The sequence below is a fragment of the Streptomyces sp. NPDC002788 genome, from assembly GCF_053592115.1.
In genome coordinates this window covers 320,955-343,166 of record NZ_JBSFVB010000008.1, presented here as the reverse complement: position 1 = coordinate 343,166, position 22,212 = coordinate 320,955, and the positions used below count along the sequence as shown (strand labels likewise).

The window sequence follows — 22,212 nt, the reverse complement described above, 5'->3', positions numbered from 1 at the left end:
ACGCTCGGCTGGGAGACCCCAGCCGAGCGCCTGCATAAACTGCTCGCCGTCTGACACAACCGATCATGTGTTGCGACGATCCCTAGAAACCGCCCACCGGGTGGGGCCTCATGGCCTGCGGAGACCGTTACGGCAGCGCCAGCATCCGCTCCAGCGCCAGCTTCGCGAACGCCTCCGTCTCCTTGTCCACCTCGATGCGGTTGACGAGGTCGCCCTCGGCCAGCGACTCCAGGGCCCAGACCAGGTGGGGGAGGTCGATGCGGTTCATGGTCGAGCAGAAGCAGACCGTCTTGTCGAGGAAGACGATCTCCTTGCCCTCCGGCGCGAAACGGTTCGCCAGGCGGCGGACCAGGTTCAGCTCCGTGCCGATGGCCCACTTGGAGCCGGCCGGCGCGGCCTCCAGGGCCTTGATGATGTACTCCGTGGAGCCGACGTAGTCCGCGGCGGCCACGACCTCGTGCTTGCACTCGGGGTGGACCAGGACGTTCACGCCCGGGATGCGCTCGCGCACGTCGTTCACCGAGTCCAGGCTGAAGCGGCCGTGCACCGAGCAGTGGCCGCGCCACAGGATCATCTTCGCGGCGCGCAGCTCCTCGGCCGTCAGCCCGCCGTTCGGCTTGTGCGGGTTGTAGAGGACGCAGTCCTCCAGGGACATGCCCATGTCGCGGACCGCGGTGTTGCGCCCGAGGTGCTGGTCGGGCAGGAAGAGCACCTTCTCGCCCTGCTCGAAGGCCCAGTCCAGGGCCCGCTTGGCGTTGGAGGAGGTGCAGATGGTGCCGCCGTGCTTGCCGGTGAACGCCTTGATGTCGGCGGAGGAGTTCATGTACGAGACGGGCACGACCTGCTCGGCTATCCCGGCCTCGGTCAGCACGTCCCAGCACTCGGCGACCTGCTCGGCCGTCGCCATGTCGGCCATCGAGCAGCCGGCGGCGAGATCGGGCAGGACGACCTTCTGGTCGTCGGACGTCAGGATGTCCGCGGACTCCGCCATGAAGTGCACGCCGCAGAAGACGATGTACTCGGCCTCCGGACGCGCCGCCGCGTCCCGGGCCAGCTTGAAGGAGTCCCCGGTGACGTCGGCGAACTGGATGACCTCGTCGCGCTGGTAGTGGTGCCCCAGCACGAAGACCTTGTCCCCGAGCTTCTCCTTCGCCTTGCGGGCGCGCTCCACCAAATCCGGGTCGGACGGCGAGGGCAGGTCGCCGGGACATTCCACGCCGCGCTCGCTCCTCGGGTCGGCCTCCCGGCCGAGGAGCAGCAGGGCGAGGGGCGTCGGCTGTACGTCGAGCTCCTGGGTCTGGGCGGTGGTCACGACACGCACCCTTTCTGTTTCTGCGACTTTTCGTCGATTTGACGCTATCTATCATAACCGCTTCACGTCACTTTGACGATGGCCATAGCGTCGGTGTGACGTGAATCCCGGTGAGCCGTCGTTCATTCCCGGGGCGCCCCGGGAATGAGTCGTTTTCCCGTCACCGGCGGGTGTGCGAGCATGAAAAGGAACCGAGATCGAGCGCCCGGCCCGGAATGAATCCGCGGCCCCGCCGGTTGGAACCGTCGGCAAGCAGTCTCCGTACAACCCGGGAGAGATGTAGATGTCCGTATCGGACGAGACCACCACCGTCAGCGACGGCATCATCCTGACCGACGCCGCCGCGGGCAAGGTCAGGGCCCTGCTCGACCAGGAAGGCCGCGACGACCTCGCCCTGCGCGTCGCCGTCCAGCCCGGCGGCTGCTCCGGCCTGCGCTACCAGCTCTTCTTCGACGAGCGTTCCCTCGACGGTGACGTGGAGAAGGACTTCGGCGGTGTGAAGGTCGTCACCGACCGCATGAGCGCCCCGTACCTGGGCGGTGCCACGATCGACTTCGTGGACACCATCGAGAAGCAGGGCTTCACGATCGACAACCCGAACGCGACCGGCTCCTGCGCCTGCGGCGACTCCTTCAGCTGAGCCTGCCGGGCCGCCCCGGCGGCAGCGGACACGACGAAGGCGGCGACCCCCTCCGACGGGGGCGCCGCCTTCGCGGTACCGGGTGTCAGCGCGTCGGCGGAGCCGGCAGCCGCGCGCCCTCCTTGGCCAGCGGGACCGCCTTGCCGTCCGCGTCCACGACGGCACGGTCGCCGAGCGGCTCGTCCAGCCGCACGGTCTCCTGGAACTGCTTGGCGATCATGACGCAGACCTTGTCCGGCCACGGCGTCGAGGTCACCGTGACCGTCACCTCCTCGCCCCTCTCGTCCGCCTGCACGTCGTAGTCGGCGCACACCCCGCCCGTGAAGGTCACGGTCAGCTCCGAGCCCTCGGCCCGGTAGCCGTCCACCTTGACGCTGCGCGGACCGGGCTCGGACGTCGGCTCGTCACTCGGCTCGCTCGGCGCCGGGGAGGCCAGGTACTTCGGGTCGACCGCCGGGTACGTCACCGTGAACGGGTCCTTCGCGCCCGGCGCCGTCACCTCGAACAGCCAGGACGGCACCAGCGCCTGGCGCCCGTCCACGAAGTGCGCGGCCAGCCCGAACACCGCGTTCTCGACCGTCACCGCGTCCTGCTCGGGAGCGCCGCTCGCCGGCGAACCGCAGGGCTGCTCCAGCCGGTCCTCCAGCGGCACGGGACTGGCGCAGCCGCCGATGCCCATCCGGTGGTCGCTCTGCGGCCGGCCGTTCATCAACTCCAGCGCCTTCTCCGCGCTGACCACGGGGTACGTGTCGCCCTTCACCGGCGTCGTCAGCTGCCCGCTGCCGCCGACGACCCGGCCGTCGGGGCCGACCGTGACTCCGGTGGTCCAGCCGTGCGTGGGCAGCCCGCCGACCTCGGGAGCGGCGTTCACCACCCGCTGGGCGCCCATGACCTGGCTCGCGTCGAGCTTCGCGTCGTCCTGCCCCACCGCCTTGAGCACGGGCGCCGCGGCCTTTTCGGCCACGTCCTCGCTCACGGGCATGTCGCCGCCGGTCCTCGGGGCGGTGCAGGTGTCGGTGCCCTTGCAGTTGTCCGTGCCCGGGGCGTACCGGCTGAAGGTCCAGGCTCCCGGCGCCTGTTTGTTCACCTGCAGGCTCGGCCCCGACCCGTCCTGGCCCCCGATCTTCCAGGCCTCGCCCCGCGCCACCGGCGTCCCCTCGACCCCGAGGGCCTTCGCCAGCCGGGCCACGTCCTCCTGGGAGACCTCGCCCCGCGCCCGGTACACCGGCGCCTTGCCGGGGCCGTCCGGGAGCGGGCCGCCGACCCGGTAGGTGGCGCCGTAGGGGTTGGGCTCGCCGGGCGCGATGCCGTTGCCGTCGCCCGTCGCGGACTCCGAGTACCCGTCGAGCGTGAGCGGCGGGGGAGTGCCGTCACCACCGGGCGCGCCGGACGCCGTCCCGCCACCGGCCCCACTGGACGCGTTGGTGGCGAGCCAGGCCCCGCCACCGCCGATCAGCAGCACCGCGACGGCGACGGAGGCGATGATCGCCGGGGTCCGGGGGCCACCGCCGGGGCGGACCGGGTCCTCATGGTCGCGGGGGAGGGACACGTCCGGGGCGGGGGGCGGACCGGAGCGGGCCTTCTCGGTGCCGGTGCTCTCCGCGACGCTCTCGCGGCCCGGTGCCGGCTCGTCGGCGGCGACGTCACGCTCCGGTGCCGGCTCGGCTTCGGCCTGCCGGGGCTCGGTCACCGCGGCCGGGTCCCCGTCGGCCCGCAGGCCTTCGGACGCGCCGCTCTTCCCGTTTTCCGGCGTGCCTGGGTGTTCGGCTGCCGGGGCCGCCGCGACCCCGGCGTCGCCGACCGCATCCGCCTCGGCACCCCGCGCCGCTTCGCCCCGTGCCGCTTCGCCCTGTGCGTCGGAGGTCTCGCAGGCCCCGGACGTCGTCGAGGTCTCGGAAGCCTCGGAGGCCTCCGCGGACTCACCGGCACCCGCCGACGCCTCGGCCTCCGGCGCTCCGGCCTCCGTGGACGCCTGAGCCTCCGTCGCCGCCTCGGGCTCCGCCGCCTCGGCCTTCGTCGGCGCTCCGGCCTCCGCCGAAGCGCCGGTTTCCGCAGACCCTTCGGCGTTCGCCGTAGCCCCCGCCTCCGCCGCACCCGGCTTCCCGGCCTCGGGGGCATCGGCGGTTCCGGCGGCGCCCGTTTCCCTCGCGTCGTCGTCGTTCTCGGGTCGCTCGGTGTTCACCGCATCGCTCCTTCGGCTGCACAGCTGTCCCATGGGACCCGGCCCGGTGGGAATCGGGCCGCTGGTGGGTCGTATCCCGCCTCCCCTTTACGGGGGACAGCGATGGGACGCAGCGGGGGAGCACACGGTTCCCGCGCGCGCCCCGCTCAGTCCCCGTAGTCCGACATCGCGTCGAGCAGCCGCGCCGACGCCGGGGGTACGGTCACACCGTGGATCAGGGTCGGGGACACCGGCCGGGAGGCGACGCGCTCGGGAGCCGCCCAGTGCGGAGCCATCCGTGCCCCCTCACCCGGCAGCGACGCCAGATCGCCTTCGACATCGACCGGAGCGGGGGCGTTGAGCTTGAGGTTCGTCATAGCCGCACCGTATGCACGGCGGTGCGTACGGAGAAAGATCTACTATCGGGTAGTTTCGGTTCCTTCAGGGCAGCCGCGCCCACCCGATAGCGTGAAGCGTCAAGGTCCGCCTCCCTCAGGAGAATCCACGCCGTGCGCATCGCAGTCACCGGCTCCATCGCCACCGACCACCTCATGACCTTCCCCGGCCGCTTCGCCGACCAGCTCGTAGCGGACCAGCTGCACACGGTCTCGCTGTCGTTCCTGGTGGACAAGCTCGACGTCCGCCGCGGCGGCGTCGCCGCGAACATCGCCTTCGGCATGGGGCAGCTCGGCACCCGGCCGATCCTGGTCGGCGCCGCGGGCGCGGACTTCGACGAGTACCGGGCCTGGCTGGAGCGGCACGGCGTCGACACCGACTCCGTGCGCATCTCCGACACGCTGCACACCGCCCGCTTCGTGTGCACCACCGACGCCGACCACAACCAGATCGGCTCCTTCTACACCGGCGCCATGAGCGAGGCCCGCCTCATCGAGCTCAAGACCGTCGCCGACCGGGTCGGCGGCCTCGACCTGGTCTCCATCGGCGCCGACGACCCGGAGGCCATGCTCCGGCACACCGAGGAGTGCCGCTCCCGGAAGATCCCGTTCGCCGCGGACTTCTCCCAGCAGATCGCCCGGATGGACGGCGAGGAGATCCGCATCCTCCTGGACGGGGCGACGTACCTCTTCTCCAACGAGTACGAGAAGGGCCTCATCGAGACCAAGACCGGCTGGAGCGACGCGGAGATCCTCTCCCGGGTCGGCCACCGGCTGACCACCCTCGGCGCGCGGGGCGTGCGGATCGAGCGGGTCGGCGAGGACCCGATCGAGGTCGGCACGCCGGACGAGGAGCGCAAGGCCGATCCGACGGGTGTCGGCGACGCCTTCCGCGCCGGGTTCCTGTCGGGTCTGGCGTGGGGTGTCTCCCTGGAGCGCGCCGCCCAGGTCGGCTGCATGCTGGCGACCCTCGTCATCGAGACCGTGGGGACGCAGGAGTACCAGCTGCGGCGGGGGCACTTCATGGAGCGGTTCACCAAGGCGTACGGCGACGAGGCGGCGGCGGAAGTGCAGGCGCACCTGTCCTGACCCGCCGACTCCGGCAGCGGGTGCGTGGGGGCTGGTCGCGCAGTTCCCCGCGCCCCTGAGTCGCTCAGCTCGCCCGGCGGACCAGGTACGTCGTTCCTCGGTCCGCCGGTTCCTCCCCGACGTACTCCTGGCCCCGCATCTCGCACCACGCCGGGATGTCCAGCCGTGCCGCCTCGTCGTCGGCGAGGACCCGGACCAGGCCGCCCACCGGCACGTCACCGATGACCTTGGCCAGCTCGATGACGGGGATCGGGCAGCGCTTGCCGAGGGAGTCCACGACCAGGGCGTCCTCCTGGCGGGCGACGGCCTCGGAGGCAACCGGCGCGCCCAGCTTCTCCCGCACGCCCGCCACCACCCGGGGAAGCACCTCCAGGAATTTCTCCACATCCTCCTCGGCCGCCCCCACCGGCAACGAGATCCGCACATTCCCCTCGCTGAGCACGCCCATCGCCCGCAGCACATGGCTCGGCGTCAGCGTGCTGCTCGTGCAGGACGATCCGGAGGATACGGAGAAACCCTCCCGGTCCAGCTCGTGCAGCAGGGCCTCGCCGTCGACGTAGAGGCAGGAGAAGGTCACGACCCCGGGCAGCCGGCGCACCGGATCGCCGACCACCTCGACATCGGGCACCAGCCGCGGCACCCGGGCCCGGATCCGTTCCGTCAGTTCCCGCAGCCGCGCGGCCTCCGCGGCCGCCTCGGCCCGTACGGCCCGCAGGGACGCGGCCGCCGCCACGATCGCCGGGAGGTTCTCGAAACCGGGCGCCCGCCCCGACTCACGCTCGTCCACCGGCCCTTGCGCCGAGAACCGCACGCCCTTGCGCACCACGAGCAGTCCGACCCCTGAGGGCCCACCCCACTTGTGCGCACTGGCCGTCAGCAGCGACCAGTTCCCGTCCACCGGCCCCCACCCCAGCGACTGCGCCGCGTCCACCAGCAACGGCACCCCGGCCTGCCGGCACAGCTCGGCCACCGCGGCGACCGGCTGCTCGGTCCCCACCTCGTGGTTGGCCGACTGCAGACAGGCCAGTGCGGTGTCCTCGCGCAGGGCTTCGGCGTACGCCGCCGGAGCGACCGTCCCACCCCGGTCCACCGCCACCTGACTGACCGAACCGCCCTCCGCCTCGTGCACCTCGGCCGAATGGAGTACCGAAGAATGTTCGACCGCTGACACGATCAGGTGGCGCCCGACCCGCCGCCGCCCGGCCAACGCGCCCGCGATCCCCGCGTGCACGGCCCGGGTCCCGGACGAGGTGAACACCAGCTCGTCCGCCCGGCACCCCACCGCCTCGGCGGCCGCCTCCCGCGCGGCGTCCAACAGCATCCGGGCCCGCCGCCCTTCCCGGTACAACCGCGCGGGATCCGCCCACCCCTCGTCCAGCGATGCCAGCAGAGCCTGCCGGGCGACGGAATGAAGCGGAGCAGCGGAAGCAGCATCGAAGTAGGCCACACAGCAACGCTAGAACGCCCGGCACCGGGACGCCCATGAGGGGCGCGGGGCGGTGACATCCGCGGCTCCGCCGCGGGGCGCGAACAACGACGACGAGCGCCGCACCCGCCAATCAAGCGAACACCCCACCCCACTAGGCACCCCTCCTCGAGAACCCCCGGAGGGCGTCGGCTAGGGTTTGGTCCGCATAAACATCCAAACCCCTGCCCGACGCAGGGCGGCGACCGACCAGCGAGAAGGCCAGGCCGCAGCCGATCCGCGCGGGCGAGACTCTCGGGAAGGCGCTACGTGAGTCCCAACGGCTCCGACCGCTCGCCGCGGCGCCCGATGCGGCGGAAGCTGCTGCAGGCACTGACCGCGGGCCTGGTCTTGGCGACAGCCACCGGTTGCTCGTACAACTGGGAAGACTTCCCCCGCCTTGGTATGCCCACCCCGACCACGGAAGAGGCTCCGCGGATCCTCTCCCTGTGGCAGGGGTCCTGGGCGGCTGCGCTCGCCGTCGGCGTGCTGGTGTGGGGTCTGATCCTGTGGAGTGCTTTCTTCCACCGGCGCAGCCGCACCAAGGTCGAGGTACCTCCACAGACCCGGTACAACATGCCCATCGAGGCGCTGTACACCGTGGTCCCGCTCATCATCGTCTCGGTGCTGTTCTACTTCACCGCCCGTGACGAGTCCGAGCTGCTCAGCCTCAAGAAGAAGCCCGACGTCACGGTCAACGTGGTCGGCTTCCAGTGGAGCTGGTGCTTCAACTACATCGAGCCCGTCGCCGGTTCCTCCGGTGACGCCAAGACCTCCAAGGACCTGGACGCGATCCCGGACCGCTTCAAGGAGGACTTCCCGGCCAACGCCGGCGGCACGTACGACTGCGGTACCCCGGGCACCCGGAACCCGCAGACCAACAACCCGGGCCCGACACTCTGGCTCCCCGAGGGCAAGACGGTCCGCTTCGTCCTGACCTCGCGCGACGTCATCCACTCCTTCTGGGTGGTGCCGTTCCTGATGAAGCAGGACGTCATCCCGGGCCACACCAACGCCTTCGAGGTGACCCCCAACAAGCAGGGCACCTTCCTGGGCAAGTGCGCCGAGCTCTGTGGCGTCGACCACTCCCGGATGCTGTTCAACGTGAAGGTCGTCTCCCCCGAGCGTTACGAGCAGCACCTCAAGGACCTCGTGAAGAAGGGGCAGACCGGTTACGTTCCCGCCGGCATCGAGCAGGCAGGCCACGAGAAGAACCGGGAGACGAACGTACTGTGAGCATCCTGAATGACCCCAAGGGTGCCGCGGCAGCTGGGTCCCACTACGAGGACGAGCAGCCGGTCCGGCGCCAGAACCGCGGCAGTGTCGTGGTCAAGTGGCTGACGACGACGGACCACAAGACGATCGGCACGATGTACCTGGTTACGTCGTTCGCGTTCTTCGTCATCGGTGGCGTGATGGCGCTGTTCATGCGCGCCGAGCTCGCCCGGCCTGGTCTGCAGATCATGTCGAACGAGCAGTTCAACCAGGCGTTCACGATGCACGGCACGATCATGCTGCTGATGTTCGCGACGCCGCTGTTCGCCGGCTTCGCGAACTGGATCATGCCGCTGCAGATCGGCGCGCCGGACGTGGCGTTCCCCCGGCTGAACATGTTCGCCTACTGGCTGTACCTGTTCGGCTCGCTCATCGCGGTCGGTGGCTTCCTCACCCCGCAGGGCGCGGCCGACTTCGGCTGGTTCGCCTACAGCCCGCTGTCGGACGCGGTCCGCTCCCCGGGTATCGGCGCCGACATGTGGATCATGGGTCTGGCCTTCTCCGGCTTCGGCACCATCCTCGGTTCGGTCAACTTCATCACCACGATCATCTGCATGCGCGCTCCGGGCATGACGATGTTCCGCATGCCGATCTTCGTGTGGAACGTGCTGCTGACCGGTGTGCTGGTCCTGCTCGCCTTCCCGGTCCTGGCCGCGGCCCTGTTCGCGCTGGAGGCCGACCGCAAGTTCGGCGCCCACGTCTTCGACGCGGCCAACGGCGGCGCGTTGCTGTGGCAACACCTCTTCTGGTTCTTCGGCCATCCTGAGGTGTACATCATCGCGCTGCCGTTCTTCGGCATCATCTCCGAGGTCATCCCGGTCTTCTCCCGCAAGCCGATGTTCGGTTACACGGGTCTGATCGGCGCGACCATCGCGATCGCGGGTCTGTCGGTGACGGTGTGGGCGCACCACATGTACGTCACCGGCGGTGTGCTGCTGCCGTTCTTCTCCTTCATGACCTTCCTGATCGCCGTCCCGACCGGTGTGAAGTTCTTCAACTGGATCGGCACCATGTGGAAGGGCTCGCTGTCCTTCGAGACACCGATGCTGTGGGCGACCGGCTTCCTCATCACCTTCACCTTCGGTGGTCTGACCGGTGTCATCCTGGCCTCGCCGCCGATGGACTTCCACGTCTCGGACTCGTACTTCGTGGTGGCGCACTTCCACTACGTCGTTTTCGGCACCGTGGTCTTCGCGATGTTCTCCGGCTTCCACTTCTGGTGGCCGAAGTGGACCGGCAAGATGCTGGACGAGCGCCTCGGCAAGATCACCTTCTGGACGCTGTTCATCGGCTTCCACGGCACGTTCCTGGTCCAGCACTGGCTGGGTGCCGAGGGCATGCCGCGCCGGTACGCGGACTACCTCGCGGCCGACGGCTTCACCGCGCTGAACACGATCTCGACGATCAGCTCGTTCCTGCTCGGCATGTCGATCCTGCCGTTCTTCTACAACGTCTGGAAGACGGCCAAGTACGGCAAGCCGGTCGGCGTCGACGACCCGTGGGGCTACGGCCGCTCCCTGGAGTGGGCCACCTCCTGCCCGCCGCCGCGGCACAACTTCCTCACCATGCCGCGGATCCGCAGTGAATCCCCGGCGTTCGACCTGCACCACCCGGAGATCGCCGCTCTCGACCAGCTCGAGAACGTGGGCCACGGCGACAAGGCCCTCGCCGGCGGCAAGGAGGCCGGCAAGTGAAGATCCAGGGCAAGATGTTCATGTGGCTGAGCGCCTTCGTGCTCGTCATGGCGATCGTCTATGGCGTGTGGTCGAAGGAGCCGGCCGGTACCACGGCCCTCTTCCTGACCTTCGGCCTGTGCATCATGATCGGCTTCTACCTCGGCTTCACGGCCAAGCGGGTCGACGTCGGCGCGCAGGACAACAAGGAGGCGGACGTCGCGGACGACGCCGGCGAGGTCGGGTTCTTCAGCCCGCACAGCTGGCAGCCGCTGTCCCTGGCCATCGGTGGGGCCCTCGCCTTCCTGGCCGTCGCGATCGGCTGGTGGCTGCTGTACTTCTCGCTGCCGATCGTCCTGATCGGCATCTGGGGCTGGGTCTTCGAGTACTACCGCGGCGAGAACCGCACCCAGTAACACGCGCCGAGCGCCGCAGGGGCCCGGACACTCCGACAGGAGTGTCCGGGCCCCTGCTTCTGCCGCAATTCATGTCACTCGTTCGAGTCATTCGGCGTGCCGCTGTTGACATGGCTTCCTAGCGTGAGGTCATGAGCCACATAGCGATCTCCCGACGCCGCACCGCCGTCAGCTGCACGCTGCTGGTGATAGCCCTCTGCGCGGGCGTCACCGCCTGCGGCTCGGACGGCAACCCCCTCTCCCACCGCCCGTACGACGCGGCGGGCCAGATCTCCTTCAACGCCCCCTCAGAGGGCCGCAAGAAGGCCGACCCGGACAAGCCCCTGGAAGTGGTCGCCGAGGACTCCGACGGGCGCATCACGGACGTCACGGCCTACGACGCCTCAGGGCGCTACGTGGCCGGTGAACTCGCCGCCGACGGAGGCCGCTGGCACAGCACCTCCCCACTGGCCGCCAACGCCAGCTACACGGTCCGTGTGAGCACCGAGGACGAGGACGGGGCGCCCGGCCGCAAGGTGCTCACCTTCGACACCGGCAAGCCCACCGCCAAGAAGCTCCTGGACGTCGCCTTCGGCCCCGAGAAGGGCACCTACGGCGTGGGCCAGCCCATCACCGCCGAGCTGAGCCAGCCGGTCAAGGACCTCGCCCAACGGGCCGTCGTCGAACGCGCTCTGAAGGTCTCCTCCACGCCCGCCACGGAAGGCGCCTGGCACTGGGTGGACGACAAGAAGCTCCACTACCGCCCGCAGGACTACTGGCCCGCGCAGGCCACCATCCAGGTCCGCAGCAACCTGCAGGGCATCAGGATCAGTGACCGGATGTGGGGCGGCAAGGCCAAGCCGCTGACCCTCACCACGGCCGACAAGGTCGTCGCCGTCACGGACGCCGCGGCCCACCGGATGACCGTCTACAAGAACGACGAGATCGTCCGGCAGATCCCGGTCACCACGGGCATGCCCGGCTACGACACCCGCAACGGCGTCAAGGTCGTCCTGGCCAAGGAGGGCACCGTCCGCATGACCAGCGCCAGCATCGGCGCCGCGGACTTCTACGACCTGATAGTGCACCACTCGGTCCGGGTCACCAACAGCGGCGAGTACGTCCACGCGGCCCCCTGGTCCGTCGGCTCCCAGGGCTTCGCCAACGTCAGCCACGGCTGCACGGGTATGAGCACCGAGAACGCCGCCTGGTTCTACGACACCATCCGCGAGGGCGACATCGTCAAGGTCGTCAACTCCGGCGGCGAGACCATGGCCCCGTTCGGCAACGGCTTCGGAGACTGGAACCTCGACTGGCAGAAGTGGCGCACGGGCAGTGCCCTCCTGGGAGGCACCCCGGACGGCCCCACGGCAGCGGACAGGGCCCGCTTGAGGCCGCAGAGCGTGTGACCCGAAGGGCACGGGGCCGGTCCGACATGGCGGCTCCGCCGCGTGGGCGCGAACGACCCCCACGCGACCGCAGCCGCGGAACGACAGGCGAACCCGAGCCCTAGGCGTTCAAAGCCGCCTTCTCCCGCAACAGGGAAGCCAACGCGGCGGCGAACTCCACCGGCTCCACCGGCAACGTCACCGCCGACTCGGCGCGACTCCAGGTCGCCAGCCAGGCATCCTGCGGCCGCCCGATCAGCAGCAGCACCGGCGGGCAGTCGAAGACCTCGTCCTTGATCTGCCGGCAGAGCCCCATGCCACCCATCGGCACGGCCTCACCGTCCAGCACACAGACATCGATCCCACCCCGGTCCAGCTCCTTGATCACAGCCGCCGGTGTCGCACACTCCACGAACTCCACCACGGGAACGTCCGGCGCCGGCCGCCGTCCCGTGGCGAGCCGCACCTGCTCGCGGGTGTTGGAGTCGTCGCTGTAGACCAGCACCGTGGCGGTCGGCTGCATTGTTCCTCCGTGACGTCAGCGTCGTAAGGACAGGCCCGATGGGCGGATGCTACTCCCTTGAACACCACGTCAACACCGGTACGACCGGCTTAGACACTCCGAACGGCACCCCCCGGAGTGAGGGCGGGATAAGCGACCGACATAATGTCGGTCGTGGCGACAGCAACGACAGTAGAAACCGGGCACGCGCACCCGTCGGTCAACCGGCCGAACCTCACCAGCGTCGGAACCATCATCTGGTTGAGTTCCGAGCTGATGTTCTTCGCGGCCCTCTTCGCGATGTACTTCACCCTGCGATCGGTGACGGGTCCCGATCACTGGAAGGAGATGGCGAGCCATCTCAACTTCCCGTTCTCGGCGACGAACACCACGATCCTGGTGCTCTCCTCTCTGACCTGCCAGCTGGGCGTCTTCGCCGCCGAGCGCGGTGACGTGAAGAAGCTGCGGATGTGGTTCATCGTCACCTTCGTGATGGGTGCGATCTTCATCGGCGGTCAGGTCTTCGAGTACACGGAGCTGGTCAAGGAGGCGGGCCTGTCCCTGTCCTCCGACCCGTACGGCTCGGTGTTCTACCTGACCACCGGCTTCCACGGCCTGCACGTGACGGGCGGTCTCATCGCCTTCCTGCTGGTCCTGGGCCGGACCTACGCGGCCCGGAGGTTCACCCACGAGCAGGCGACCGCCGCGATCGTCGTGTCCTACTACTGGCACTTCGTCGATGTCGTCTGGATCGGCCTCTTCGCCACGATCTACATGATCAAGTAGCAGGGCCCCCAAACCGCGCGTGCTCGACGAAGCGCGCATCCCAGAAGCATCGACGCAGAAGATCCTGACACCGGGGTAATCCGTGAAAAAGCTCTCCGCACGACGACGCCATCCGCTGGCGGCGCTCGTCGTCCTACTCCTCGCGCTGGCATGCACCGGGGGGCTGTACGCCGTGTTCGCACCCGCGGACAAGGCGCAGGCCGACGAAACCGCCCAGTCCCTCACCATCGAGGAGGGCAAGAAGCTCTACGCCGTCGGCTGCGCCAGTTGCCACGGCACCGGCGGTCAGGGCACCTCCGACGGGCCGAGCCTGGTGGGTGTGGGCGCCGCGGCCGTCGACTTCCAGGTCGGCACCGGGCGTATGCCGGCCGCCACCTCCCAGGGCCCCCAGGTCCCGGAGAAGAAGAACATCTACTCGCAGGCCGAGATCGACCAGCTCGCGGCGTTCATCGCCTCGCTGGGTGCCGGTCCGTCCGTCCCGACGGAGGATCAGTACGGCCCCCAGGGTGCCGACATCGCCAAGGGCGGTGAACTGTTCCGCACCAACTGCGCGCAGTGCCACAACTTCACCGGCAAGGGTGGCGCGCTCACGCACGGCAAGTACGCGCCGTCCCTCGAGGGCGTCTCCCCGAAGCACATCTACGAGGCCATGCAGACCGGCCCGCAGAACATGCCGTCCTTCCCCGACACCACGCTGTCGGAGAAGAACAAGAAGGACATCATCGCGTACCTCGACGCGGTCAACAGCGAGAAGACCGAGAACCCCGGCGGCCTCGAGCTGGGCGGCCTCGGGCCGGTCAGTGAGGGTCTCTTCGGCTGGATCTTCGGTCTCGGCGGACTGATCGCCGTCGCCGTATGGGTCGCCGCCCGGACCGCAAAGGCCAAGAAGTCATGAGTAGCCAAGACATTCCAGAAGAGAACCTGCCTGCCGCGCAGTCCGCGGGACATGACGAGCACGGGCACGACGCGGTGAGCGTCCCGGACGAGAAGCACCCGTTCGCCGACCCGGGCCTGCCGCCCCACGAGCACCGGATCCAGGACATCGACGAGCGGGCCGCCAAGCGGTCCGAGCGCGCGGTCGCCCTGATGTTCACGGTGTCGATGCTGGCGACGGTCGCCTTCATCGCCGCGTTCGTCGCGATCCCGGTCGACAAGTCGGTCTACATCTTCCCGCTCGGCCACATCAGCGCCCTGAACTTCGCGCTGGGCATGACGCTCGGCATCGCGCTGTTCTGCATCGGCGCGGGCGCCGTCCACTGGGCGCGCACCCTGATGTCGGACGTGGAGATCGCCGACGAGCGCCACCCGATCGAGGCGTCGCCCGAGGTCCGCGAGAAGGTCTTCGCGGACTTCAAGCAGGGCGCCAAGGAGTCGGCGCTCGGCCGCCGCAAGCTGATCCGCAACACCATGCTGGGCGCGCTCACGCTGGTGCCGCTCTCCGGTGTCGTGCTGCTGCGCGACCTCGGCCCGCTGCCCGGCACCAAGCTCCGTCACACGCTGTGGTCCAGGGGCAAGCTGCTCGTCAACATGAACACGAACCAGCCGCTGCGTCCCTCCGACGTCGCGGTCGGTTCGCTGACCTTCGCCAAGCCCGAGGGCCTGGAGGAGCACGACCACGAGTTCCAGAACGAGATCGCCAAGGCCGCCCTGATGATCGTCCGGATCCAGCCGGAGAACATCAAGGACAAGCGCGAGCTCGAGTGGTCGCACGAGGGCATCGTCGCGTACTCGAAGATCTGCACCCACGTAGGCTGCCCGATCTCCCTGTACGAGCAGCAGACGCACCACGTGCTCTGCCCCTGCCACCAGTCCACCTTCGACCTCTCCGACGGTGCCCGAGTGATCTTCGGTCCCGCCGGTCACGCCCTGCCGCAGCTCCGCATCGGCGTGAACGACGAGGGCTACCTCGAGGCGCTCGGCGACTTCGAAGAGCCCGTCGGCCCTGCTTTCTGGGAGCGCGGATGAGCACTGCACAGACACGTGGAAAGGCACCCGCCGGAGAGCGGGTCGCCGACTGGGCCGACGGCCGCCTCGGGATCTACTCCCTGGCCAAGGCCAACATGCGCAAGATCTTCCCGGACCACTGGTCCTTCATGCTGGGTGAGATCTGCCTCTACAGCTTCATCATCATCATCCTGACGGGTGTGTACCTGACGCTGTTCTTCCACCCGTCGATGAACGAGGTGGAGTACCACGGCAGTTACGTCCCGCTCCAGGGGCAGCTGATGTCGGAGGCGTTCGCCTCCACGCTGGACATCAGCTTCGACGTCCGCGGCGGTCTGCTCATCCGGCAGATCCACCACTGGGCGGCGATCATCTTCCTCGCCGGCATGTTCGTGCACATGATGCGCGTGTTCTTCACCGGCGCGTTCCGCAAGCCGCGTGAGATCAACTGGCTGTTCGGCTTCCTGCTGTTCGTCCTGGGCATGTTCACCGGTTTCACCGGCTACTCGCTCCCGGACGACCTGCTCTCCGGCACCGGTGTCCGCTTCACCCAGGGCGCGATCCTGTCCGTGCCGATCGTCGGCACGTACATCTCGATGTTCATGTTCGGCGGGGAGTTCCCGGGTACCGACTTCGTCGCCCGGTTCTACTCGGTCCACATCCTGCTGCTGCCGGGCATCATGCTCGGGCTCGTGGTCGGCCACCTGATCCTGGTCTTCTACCACAAGCACACCCAGTTCGCGGGTCCCGGCCGGACCAACAAGAACGTCGTCGGCATGCCGCTGCTGCCGGTCTACGCGGCCAAGGCCGGAGGCTTCTTCTTCCTGGTCTTCGGTGTCATCGCGGCCATCGCCGGCCTCGTGACCGTCAACCCGATCTGGGCCCTGGGTCCCTACCGGGCCGACCAGGTGTCGACGGGCGCACAGCCCGACTGGTACATGGGCTTCGCCGAGGGTCTGGTCCGCGCCATGCCGGGCTGGGAGATCAACTTCTGGGGTCACACGCTCGTCCTGGGCGTATTCATCCCGCTGGTCCTCTTCGGCCTGTTCCTCGGGATCATCGCCCTCTACCCGTTCATCGAGTCGTGGGTCACCGGGGACAAGCGCGAGCACCACATCCTGGACCGGCCGCGCAACGCCCCGACGCGCACCGCCTTCGGTGTCGCCTGGATCACCGGCTACATGATCATGCTGATCGGCGGTGGCAACGACATCGTCGCCACCCACTTCCACCTGTCGATCAACGCGGTCACCTGGTTCGTCCGGATCGGGTTCTTCCTCGGACCGGTCGTCGCGTTCATCATCACCAAGCGCATCTGCCTCGGCCTCCAGCGCCGCGACAAGGAGAAGGTGCTGCACGGCCGCGAGACCGGCATCATCAAGCGCCTGCCGCACGGTGAGTTCATCGAGGTGCACGAGCCGCTCAGCCAGGAGCAGATGTACACGCTCACGGCGCACGAGCAGTACAAGCCGGCCGAGATCGGCCCGACGGTCGACAAGAACGGTGTCGAGCGCAAGGTGAAGGGCACCGAGAAGCTGCGCGCCAAGCTCAGCGACGCCTACTACGGCGAGGACGCCCAGATCCCGAAGCCCACCGCCGAGGAGTACCGGGAGATCACCAGCGGCCACGGCCACCACTGATCACTGCTTCGCCACGCCACGCCAAGGGCCCCGTCCGGTGTTCGGACGGGGCCCTTCGCCGTGCCCTGGCCTGGATAGGGTGGACCTCGTCGAGACTCTCGTCCCGCGGTGCGGGACGCCTGACCCTGGAGCGGCTTATGAGCGCTGTGACCCCCGCTGGAGGCGACACCGCGGCGGGCCGCTCCTGGCCCCTGCTGTTGAACGGCCTGCTGGAGGGCCGGGACCTGACCGCCGACGACACCGCGTGGGCGATGGACCTGATCATGCGCGGCGAGGCGACCGACGCGCAGATCGCCGGGTTCGTGGTGGCGCTGCGCGCCAAGGGCGAGACCGTCGAGGAGATCGCCGGATTCGTCCGGGCGATGTACGAGCACGCGAACGTGATCGAGGTGCCGGGCCCGGCGGTCGACATCGTCGGCACGGGCGGCGACGGGGCGAAGACCGTCAACATCTCCACGATGTCGGCCATCGTCATCGCCGGCACGGGGGCGAAGGTCGTCAAGCACGGCAACCGCGCGGCGTCCTCGGCGTCCGGGGCGTCGGACGTCCTGGAGAAGCTCGGCGTCAATCTGGAGCTGCCGACGCAGCGGGTGGCGGGGGTGGCCGAGGAGGCCGGGATCACCTTCTGCTTCGCGGCGAAGTTCCACCCCTCGATGCGGTACGCGGGCGCGGCACGCGGGCAGTTGGGCATCAGGACGATCTTCAACGTCCTCGGCCCGCTGACCAACCCCGCGAAGGTCCGGGCCCAGGCCGTCGGTGTGGCGGACCCGCGCATGGCGCCGATCGTCGCGGGCGTATTCGCCGAGCGCGGCAACTCGTCCCTGGTCTTCCGCGGCGACGACGGCCTCGACGAGTTGACCACCACGTCCACGTCCCGGGTGTGGATCGTCCGGGACGGCAAGGTGACCGAGGAGGCCTTCGACCCGCGCGACGTGGGCCTCGAACTGGTCCCGGTGGAGGCGCTGCGCGGCGCGGACGCCTCCTACAACGCCGAGGTCGCCCGCCGGCTGCTGGACGGCGAGACCGGCCCGGTCCGCGACGCGGTCCTGCTGAACTCGGCGGCGGCGCTGGTGGCGCTGGAGCCGGGCGCGGGCACGCTGGCCGAGCAGATCCGCGCCGGCATGGCGAAGGCCGCCGAATCGATCGACTCCGGGGCCGCAAAGCGGACCCTGGAGCGCTGGGTGGCGGCGAGCAACAAGTAGCGCGGGTGTCCCGCAATCCGGACGCGGGTTGCGGGACCTCGATCATTCCCGTACGTTCCTGTCCAGGTCATGAGTGACAGTCATGAGGCCCCGGCCGACTGTCCGGCAACCCTCCGTCCGTGGCGGGGTGCCCCGGGTGAAGACCAGGTCGTAGGCAGCAAGGCCTACGGCAAGCGCGGACCCCTCGCGAAACCAGGGGTCCTGGTCGTTCGAGGGAGCCTTCCGTGAGCAAGCGAATGCGATAGGGCCGCAGAGCCCCGCCTCCGCATCCTCTTTCCTTTCACCCCCCGCTCGTAGCCGTACGTGTTCGCGGGGCGGATTCCACCTGCCTTCACGGGAGTTGCGCCATGTCCGTCTCCACTGTTGCCGCCGACCAGTCCGTTTGTTCCCCGTTGCCCGTTCTGGGGCGGGATGTCACCGTGCCGCTCGTCACCGGGGGCGAGGTCAGCTACGCCGCGCTCGACTACGCCGCCAGCGCCCCGGCGCTCCAGCGGGTCTGGGACGACGTCGCCGCCTACGCGCCGTACTACGGCAGCGTCCACCGCGGTGCCGGGTACCTCTCCCAGCTGTCGACCGACCTGTTCGAGAACGCCCGCCGGACCGTCGCCGAGTTCCTCGACTGCCGGGACGGCGACCAGGTGGTGTTCACGCGGTCCACCACCGACTCCCTCAACCTCCTCGCCGCCGCCCTCCCGGACGACTGCCAGGTCTTCGTGTTCGAGACCGAGCACCACGCCTCCCTGCTGCCCTGGCGCAACGCGCGCGTCAGCTACCTCGACGCCCCGCGCAGCCCCCGTCAGGCCGTCGAGACCCTGGAGCGCGCCCTCGCCGACCGGGACCCCTACGGGCCCGCCCTCGTCTGCGTCACCGGCGCCTCGAACGTCACCGGCGAGCTGTGGCCCGTGCGGGAGCTCGCAGCGGCCGCGCACGCCCACGGCGCCCGGATCGTGCTCGACGCCGCCCAGCTGGCGCCGCACCACCCGGTGTCCGTCGCGGATCTGGACGTCGACTGGGTCGCCTTCTCCGGGCACAAGCTGTACGCGCCCTTCGGCTCCGGCGTGCTGGCCGGGCGGGCCGACTGGCTGCGCGCGGCCGAGCCGTACCTCGCGGGCGGCGGTGCCTCGCGGAAGGTCTCGCGGCGTGACGACGGGGGCGTCGACGTGGAGTGGCACGAGACCGCCGCCCGCCACGAGGCCGGCTCCCCGAACGTCATCGGCGCCTACTCCATCGCCTCCGCCTGCAAGGCCCTCACCGAAGCCGGGTTCGACACCCTGGTCGCCCGCGAGCGGTACCTGATCGAGAAAGTGCGCGCGGGTCTCGCCGAGGTGCCGCAGGTCCCGATCCTCTCCCTGTTCGGCGAAGACGCCCCGCGCGTCGGCGTCCTGTCCTTCGTCGTCGAGGGCTGGAACAGCTCCCACTTCGCCGCCGCCCTCTCCGCCGAGTACGGCATCGGTGTCCGGGACGGGCTGTTCTGCGCCCACCCGCTGGTGCGCACGCTGCTCGGCAGCGACCCGCTGACGCAGGGCGAGTGCGGGTCGCCCGAGGCCGCGCCCGGGGAGAAGTCGCTCAACGCCATCCGGGTCAGCTTCGGCGCGGGCACGCCGGACGAGCACGTGGAGCGGTTCGTGCGGGCCGTGAAGGAGCTCGTGACGGACGGGGCGAAGTGGAACTACCGCACGGAGGACGGGCGCTGCGTGCCGGACACCTCGGCTTGAACGGCCCGGTCGGAGACCAGTGACAGCCGGGTGCCGAGGACGATCATCCGCAGGGCGCGTTCCGTGGCGTCCGTGAGCAGTTCGCTCGCGCGCAGCAGCGCCTCGGCCAACTCCATCGGGGCGGGCAGGATGCCGTGGCAGGCGTCCACGCCCGGCACCTCGTGCGCGCCCTCGCCGAGGGTGCCGGCCAGGGCCAGGACCGGGCGGCCGTAGAGCTTGGCCCGGCGGGCCACCTCGGCCGGGACCTTGCCGCGCGGCGTCTGGTGGTCCAGGGCACCCTCGGCGGTGACGACGAGGTCGGCGCGGGCCAGGCGGGCGTCCAGGTCGAGATGGTTCAGCAGCACGTCGAAGCGGGGCAGGAGGCGGGCGCCCAGGGCGGCGAGACCGGCTCCGAGGCCGCCGGAGGCCCCCGTTCCGGGGCCGAAGCGAAGCTCGGTGTCCGGCACGGCGGCATCCCGGGTCAGGACGAACGCCCAGTTCTCCAGCGCCGCCGACAGCTCCTCCACCTGCGCCGGCGTCGCGCCCTTCTGCGGTCCGAAGACCCGGGCCACGCCCCGTTCGCCGCACAGGACGTTGTACGGATTGCAGGCGACGAGGAGTTCGACCTCGGACAGCCGGGCGTCCAGGCCGGTCGGGTCGATGCGGTGCAGGCGGGTCAGCTCCCGGCCGCCGCGGGGGAGTTCCCCGCCCTCCTCGTCCAGCAGCCGGGCGCCCAGCGCCTGGAGCGCGCCCGCGCCCCCGTCGGAGGTACCGGAGTCGCCGCAGCCGACCAGGATCCGGCGTACCCCGGTGTCGAGGGCGGCACGGATCAGCTCGCCGACGCCGTACGTGGTGGTGGCGCCCGGGTCGCGCAGGTCGTGCGGGACGAGGGAGAGGCCGGCGACCGCGGCCATCTCCACCACGGCGGTGTCCCCGTCGCCCAGGAGGGCGAAGTGGGCGGCGACGGTCTCCTCGACCGGGCCTGTCGCGGGCACGGTGACGATCGTGCCCCCGGTCGCGGCGGCCAGGGCGTAAGCCGTGCCCTCGCCGCCGTCCACCAGGGGCACGAGGTCGATCTCGGCGCCGGGCAGGACCCGGCGCACGCCGGCCGCGATGGCGTCGGCGGCGGCCTCGGCGGACAGGGACTCCTTGAAGCCACTGGGGGCTACGACGACGCGGTTCGGCATGGAGGGCTCCTCAACGGGTGACGGACACGCCGAGCAGCGGCCACACCGCGACGGCGAAGAGCAGGACGAGCGCGGCGGTCAGCGGCGCCAGGAAGGCGGACAGCCGCAGCAGGTCGCGCGGGGTGTAGGTGGGGGTGCCGGGGATCTGCGCGAAGAGCGTGACCGGCTTGGCCGAGGCGGGCAGGGTGTGGCAGAAGCCCGCCGCGGCGGTGGAGGCGAGGGCGGCGGCGACCGGGTTGACCCCGACGCCGAGGGAGGCGGCCACGACCAGCGGGACCAGGACCGAGGAGCGGGCCGAGCGGGACTGCAGGACCAGGTGGGCCGCCGTGCTGACGGCGATCACCAGCGCCAGGAACAGCACCGGGGACTCGTTCGTCGGCAGCCCGGACACCAGCCACTTCGCCGCGCCCGAGTCGGCGAGCGCGACGCCCATCGCCATCGTCGCCGCCATGAACAGCAGCAGCGACCAGGGCACGGTCTTCAGCGCGTCCTTCAGCCGCACGGTGCCGAGGGCGGGCGAGGAGGCGATGACCGCGCCGATCAGTGCGACCAGGGCCGGCGGAACGCGGTGCAGCGGCTCACTGCACCACAGGACGATCACGGTGGCCAGCAGCAGGGTGCAGCGTTTCTCGGCCTGGCTCCAGGGGCCGGTGACCGGCTGCTCGCTGTGCTCCTGGATCCGCTCGGGGGTGATGTGGACCGGGCCGGTGCGGTCCGCGCGCCGGGTCGTCGTCAGCAGGACCAGTTCCGCGGCCAGGTGGGAGGAGGTCACGGCCAGCGGCAGACCCAGCAGCAGCCACTGGGTGAAGCCGACATGCTGCCCGGTCGTCTCCCACAGCACGGACACGGTGATCAGATGCGCGCCGGCGCCGATCAGGGTCGCCACCGCCGACAGCAGGATCACGGTCGGGAACAGCAGCGCCAGCATCACGACCAGCCGCTTCCGGGCGGCGAGGACCTTGGCGAGGGCGAGGAACACCGGCAGCGCGAGCGCGGCCCGGCCGGAGGTGGCGGGCACCGCGAACGCCGTGACGACCAGGGCGGCCGTCGTCAGGTGCACCAACTGCCGTACGGTCCGCGCCCCAGTGACCAGGAACACCGCCGCCCGCCCCGCGAGCCCGGTCCGGCTCACCGCGGCCGCCAGCACGAACGCGCAGATCAGCAGCCAGACAGTGGCGTCACCGAGCGTCCCGAACAGGGTGTCGCTGCTGATCACCCCGGTCACCGTGAGGGCCAGCCCGGCACCCAGCGCGATGTAGGTGTCGTCGATCGACGTCCCGATCCAGGTGCAGGTCGCCAGCGCGAACACGGCGAGTGTGAACCGGGCGTCGCCTGCGAGCCCAGTGAAGTTCCCGGGGATCGCCAGCAGCGCACACAGCGTCAGCGCCACGCACAGGGCGGTGAGAGCTCGTGGGTTCCATGTCACGTCATCGAGGGTTCATCCCGGGGGTGAGCCGCCGATGA

The 22,212-nt window shown here is 70.0% G+C and carries 19 protein-coding genes and 1 riboswitch; of the genes, 12 read left to right on the top strand and 7 right to left on the bottom strand.

Features of this window, described 5'->3' with window-relative positions:
• Positions 1 to 127: 127 nt before the first annotated feature.
• Positions 128 to 1,312 carry a quinolinate synthase NadA gene (gene nadA, locus ACWD1U_RS17860; protein WP_451108483.1) on the bottom strand — a complete coding sequence of 395 codons (1,185 nt, stop codon included), beginning with the start codon at positions 1,310 to 1,312 and terminating at the stop codon, positions 128 to 130.
• Positions 1,313 to 1,595: 283 nt separating this feature from the next.
• Here nadA and ACWD1U_RS17855 point away from each other — a divergent pair, with 283 nt between their 5' ends.
• Positions 1,596 to 1,952, top strand: coding sequence for a HesB/IscA family protein (locus ACWD1U_RS17855; RefSeq protein WP_451108481.1), 357 nt, complete (start codon positions 1,596 to 1,598; stop codon positions 1,950 to 1,952).
• 85 nt (positions 1,953 to 2,037) lie between these two features.
• On the opposite strand, the gene ACWD1U_RS17850 is transcribed toward ACWD1U_RS17855, so the two are convergent.
• Together ACWD1U_RS17850 and ACWD1U_RS17845 are read right to left on the bottom strand one after the other, a co-directional pair.
• Complete coding sequence (locus ACWD1U_RS17850; protein WP_451108480.1) at positions 2,038 to 4,134, bottom strand: hypothetical protein; 2,097 nt, start codon at positions 4,132 to 4,134, stop codon at positions 2,038 to 2,040.
• Positions 4,135 to 4,280: 146 nt separating this feature from the next.
• Positions 4,281 to 4,490 (bottom strand): hypothetical protein, encoded by a 210-nt coding sequence (locus ACWD1U_RS17845; protein WP_451108479.1) that lies wholly within the window; start codon positions 4,488 to 4,490, stop codon positions 4,281 to 4,283.
• 132 nt (positions 4,491 to 4,622) lie between these two features.
• Here ACWD1U_RS17845 and ACWD1U_RS17840 point away from each other — a divergent pair, with 132 nt between their 5' ends.
• The gene (locus ACWD1U_RS17840; RefSeq protein WP_451108477.1) at positions 4,623 to 5,597 is read left to right on the top strand and encodes a carbohydrate kinase family protein; all 975 of its coding nucleotides are present in this window, start codon (positions 4,623 to 4,625) and stop codon (positions 5,595 to 5,597) included.
• A gap of 64 nt (positions 5,598 to 5,661) precedes the next feature.
• Here ACWD1U_RS17840 and ACWD1U_RS17835 read toward each other — a convergent pair whose 3' ends face one another.
• The gene (locus ACWD1U_RS17835; RefSeq protein ID WP_451108476.1) at positions 5,662 to 7,044 is read right to left on the bottom strand and encodes an aminotransferase class V-fold PLP-dependent enzyme; all 1,383 of its coding nucleotides are present in this window, start codon (positions 7,042 to 7,044) and stop codon (positions 5,662 to 5,664) included.
• Positions 7,045 to 7,332: 288 nt separating this feature from the next.
• Between ACWD1U_RS17835 and ctaC the strand changes: the two genes are divergently transcribed.
• The 4 genes from ctaC to ACWD1U_RS17815 all read left to right on the top strand — a co-directional run bounded on the left by ctaC (position 7,333) and on the right by ACWD1U_RS17815 (position 11,814).
• The gene (gene ctaC / locus ACWD1U_RS17830) at positions 7,333 to 8,298 is read left to right on the top strand and encodes an aa3-type cytochrome oxidase subunit II (RefSeq protein WP_451108474.1); all 966 of its coding nucleotides are present in this window, start codon (positions 7,333 to 7,335) and stop codon (positions 8,296 to 8,298) included.
• Positions 8,295 to 10,031: an aa3-type cytochrome oxidase subunit I gene (gene ctaD, locus ACWD1U_RS17825; RefSeq protein ID WP_451108472.1), complete on the top strand. Its 1,737-nt coding sequence runs from the start codon at positions 8,295 to 8,297 to the stop codon at positions 10,029 to 10,031. Before ctaC ends, ctaD begins: the two co-directional genes overlap by 4 nt.
• Positions 10,028 to 10,426, top strand: a complete 399-nt coding sequence (locus ACWD1U_RS17820) for a cytochrome c oxidase subunit 4 (RefSeq protein WP_451108470.1) — start codon at positions 10,028 to 10,030, stop codon at positions 10,424 to 10,426. The genes ctaD and ACWD1U_RS17820 overlap by 4 nt, the downstream gene beginning before the upstream one ends.
• Before the next feature lie 131 nt (positions 10,427 to 10,557).
• A complete protein-coding gene (locus ACWD1U_RS17815) occupies positions 10,558 to 11,814 on the top strand; it encodes an Ig-like domain-containing protein (RefSeq protein WP_451108468.1) in 1,257 nt (418 codons plus the stop codon).
• A 100-nt stretch (positions 11,815 to 11,914) separates the two neighbouring features.
• On the opposite strand, the gene ACWD1U_RS17810 is transcribed toward ACWD1U_RS17815, so the two are convergent.
• Positions 11,915 to 12,316: a hypothetical protein gene (locus tag ACWD1U_RS17810; protein WP_451108466.1), complete on the bottom strand. Its 402-nt coding sequence runs from the start codon at positions 12,314 to 12,316 to the stop codon at positions 11,915 to 11,917.
• Between the two features lie 144 nt (positions 12,317 to 12,460).
• Here ACWD1U_RS17810 and ctaE point away from each other — a divergent pair, with 144 nt between their 5' ends.
• The 6 genes from ctaE (at position 12,461) to ACWD1U_RS17780 (ending at position 19,582) form a co-directional block, all read left to right on the top strand.
• A complete protein-coding gene (ctaE, locus tag ACWD1U_RS17805; protein ID WP_010048918.1) occupies positions 12,461 to 13,081 on the top strand; it encodes an aa3-type cytochrome oxidase subunit III in 621 nt (206 codons plus the stop codon).
• Positions 13,082 to 13,163: 82 nt separating this feature from the next.
• On the top strand, positions 13,164 to 13,976 hold the full coding sequence (gene qcrC / locus ACWD1U_RS17800; RefSeq protein WP_451108465.1) for a cytochrome bc1 complex diheme cytochrome c subunit: 813 nt from the start codon (positions 13,164 to 13,166) through the stop codon (positions 13,974 to 13,976).
• Entirely contained in the window at positions 13,973 to 15,046 is a 1,074-nt protein-coding gene (qcrA, locus tag ACWD1U_RS17795) for a cytochrome bc1 complex Rieske iron-sulfur subunit (protein ID WP_451108463.1), read from the top strand. The genes qcrC and qcrA overlap by 4 nt, the downstream gene beginning before the upstream one ends.
• Positions 15,043 to 16,665 (top strand): cytochrome bc1 complex cytochrome b subunit, encoded by a 1,623-nt coding sequence (gene qcrB, locus ACWD1U_RS17790; RefSeq protein WP_451108461.1) that lies wholly within the window; start codon positions 15,043 to 15,045, stop codon positions 16,663 to 16,665. Before qcrA ends, qcrB begins: the two co-directional genes overlap by 4 nt.
• A 137-nt stretch (positions 16,666 to 16,802) precedes the next feature.
• Positions 16,803 to 17,867 carry an anthranilate phosphoribosyltransferase gene (gene trpD, locus ACWD1U_RS17785; protein ID WP_451108459.1) on the top strand — a complete coding sequence of 355 codons (1,065 nt, stop codon included), beginning with the start codon at positions 16,803 to 16,805 and terminating at the stop codon, positions 17,865 to 17,867.
• 65 nt (positions 17,868 to 17,932) lie between these two features.
• A riboswitch (SAM riboswitch) is annotated at positions 17,933 to 18,049 on the top strand.
• 165 nt (positions 18,050 to 18,214) lie between these two features.
• Entirely contained in the window at positions 18,215 to 19,582 is a 1,368-nt protein-coding gene (locus tag ACWD1U_RS17780; protein ID WP_451108458.1) for an aminotransferase class V-fold PLP-dependent enzyme, read from the top strand.
• Here ACWD1U_RS17780 and ACWD1U_RS17775 read toward each other — a convergent pair.
• Both ACWD1U_RS17775 and ACWD1U_RS17770 read right to left on the bottom strand, forming a co-directional pair.
• On the bottom strand, positions 19,537 to 20,748 hold the full coding sequence (locus ACWD1U_RS17775) for a glycerate kinase family protein (RefSeq protein WP_451108456.1): 1,212 nt from the start codon (positions 20,746 to 20,748) through the stop codon (positions 19,537 to 19,539). The two genes, ACWD1U_RS17780 and ACWD1U_RS17775, sit on opposite strands and share 46 nt — an antisense overlap.
• 10 nt (positions 20,749 to 20,758) lie before the next feature.
• The gene (locus tag ACWD1U_RS17770) at positions 20,759 to 22,174 is read right to left on the bottom strand and encodes an SLC13 family permease (protein ID WP_451108454.1); all 1,416 of its coding nucleotides are present in this window, start codon (positions 22,172 to 22,174) and stop codon (positions 20,759 to 20,761) included.
• Between the last annotated feature and the right edge of the window lie 38 nt (positions 22,175 to 22,212).

Excerpts from the sequence above, each read along its gene's own strand:
- ACWD1U_RS17775 (WP_451108456.1), bottom strand. The coding sequence starts at position 20,748 with ATGCCGAACCGCGTCGTCGTAGCCCCCAGTGGCTTCAAGGAGTCCCTG.
- qcrA (WP_451108463.1), top strand. The coding sequence starts at position 13,973 with ATGAGTAGCCAAGACATTCCAGAAGAGAACCTGCCTGCCGCGCAGTCC.
- trpD (WP_451108459.1), top strand. The coding sequence starts at position 16,803 with ATGAGCGCTGTGACCCCCGCTGGAGGCGACACCGCGGCGGGCCGCTCC.
- ctaE (WP_010048918.1), top strand. The coding sequence starts at position 12,461 with ATGTCGGTCGTGGCGACAGCAACGACAGTAGAAACCGGGCACGCGCAC.
- ACWD1U_RS17845 (WP_451108479.1), bottom strand. The coding sequence starts at position 4,490 with ATGACGAACCTCAAGCTCAACGCCCCCGCTCCGGTCGATGTCGAAGGC.
- ACWD1U_RS17780 (WP_451108458.1), top strand. The coding sequence starts at position 18,215 with ATGTCCGTCTCCACTGTTGCCGCCGACCAGTCCGTTTGTTCCCCGTTG.
- ACWD1U_RS17855 (WP_451108481.1), top strand. The coding sequence starts at position 1,596 with ATGTCCGTATCGGACGAGACCACCACCGTCAGCGACGGCATCATCCTG.
- ACWD1U_RS17815 (WP_451108468.1), top strand. The coding sequence starts at position 10,558 with ATGAGCCACATAGCGATCTCCCGACGCCGCACCGCCGTCAGCTGCACG.
- qcrB (WP_451108461.1), top strand. The coding sequence starts at position 15,043 with ATGAGCACTGCACAGACACGTGGAAAGGCACCCGCCGGAGAGCGGGTC.
- ACWD1U_RS17810 (WP_451108466.1), bottom strand. The coding sequence starts at position 12,316 with ATGCAGCCGACCGCCACGGTGCTGGTCTACAGCGACGACTCCAACACC.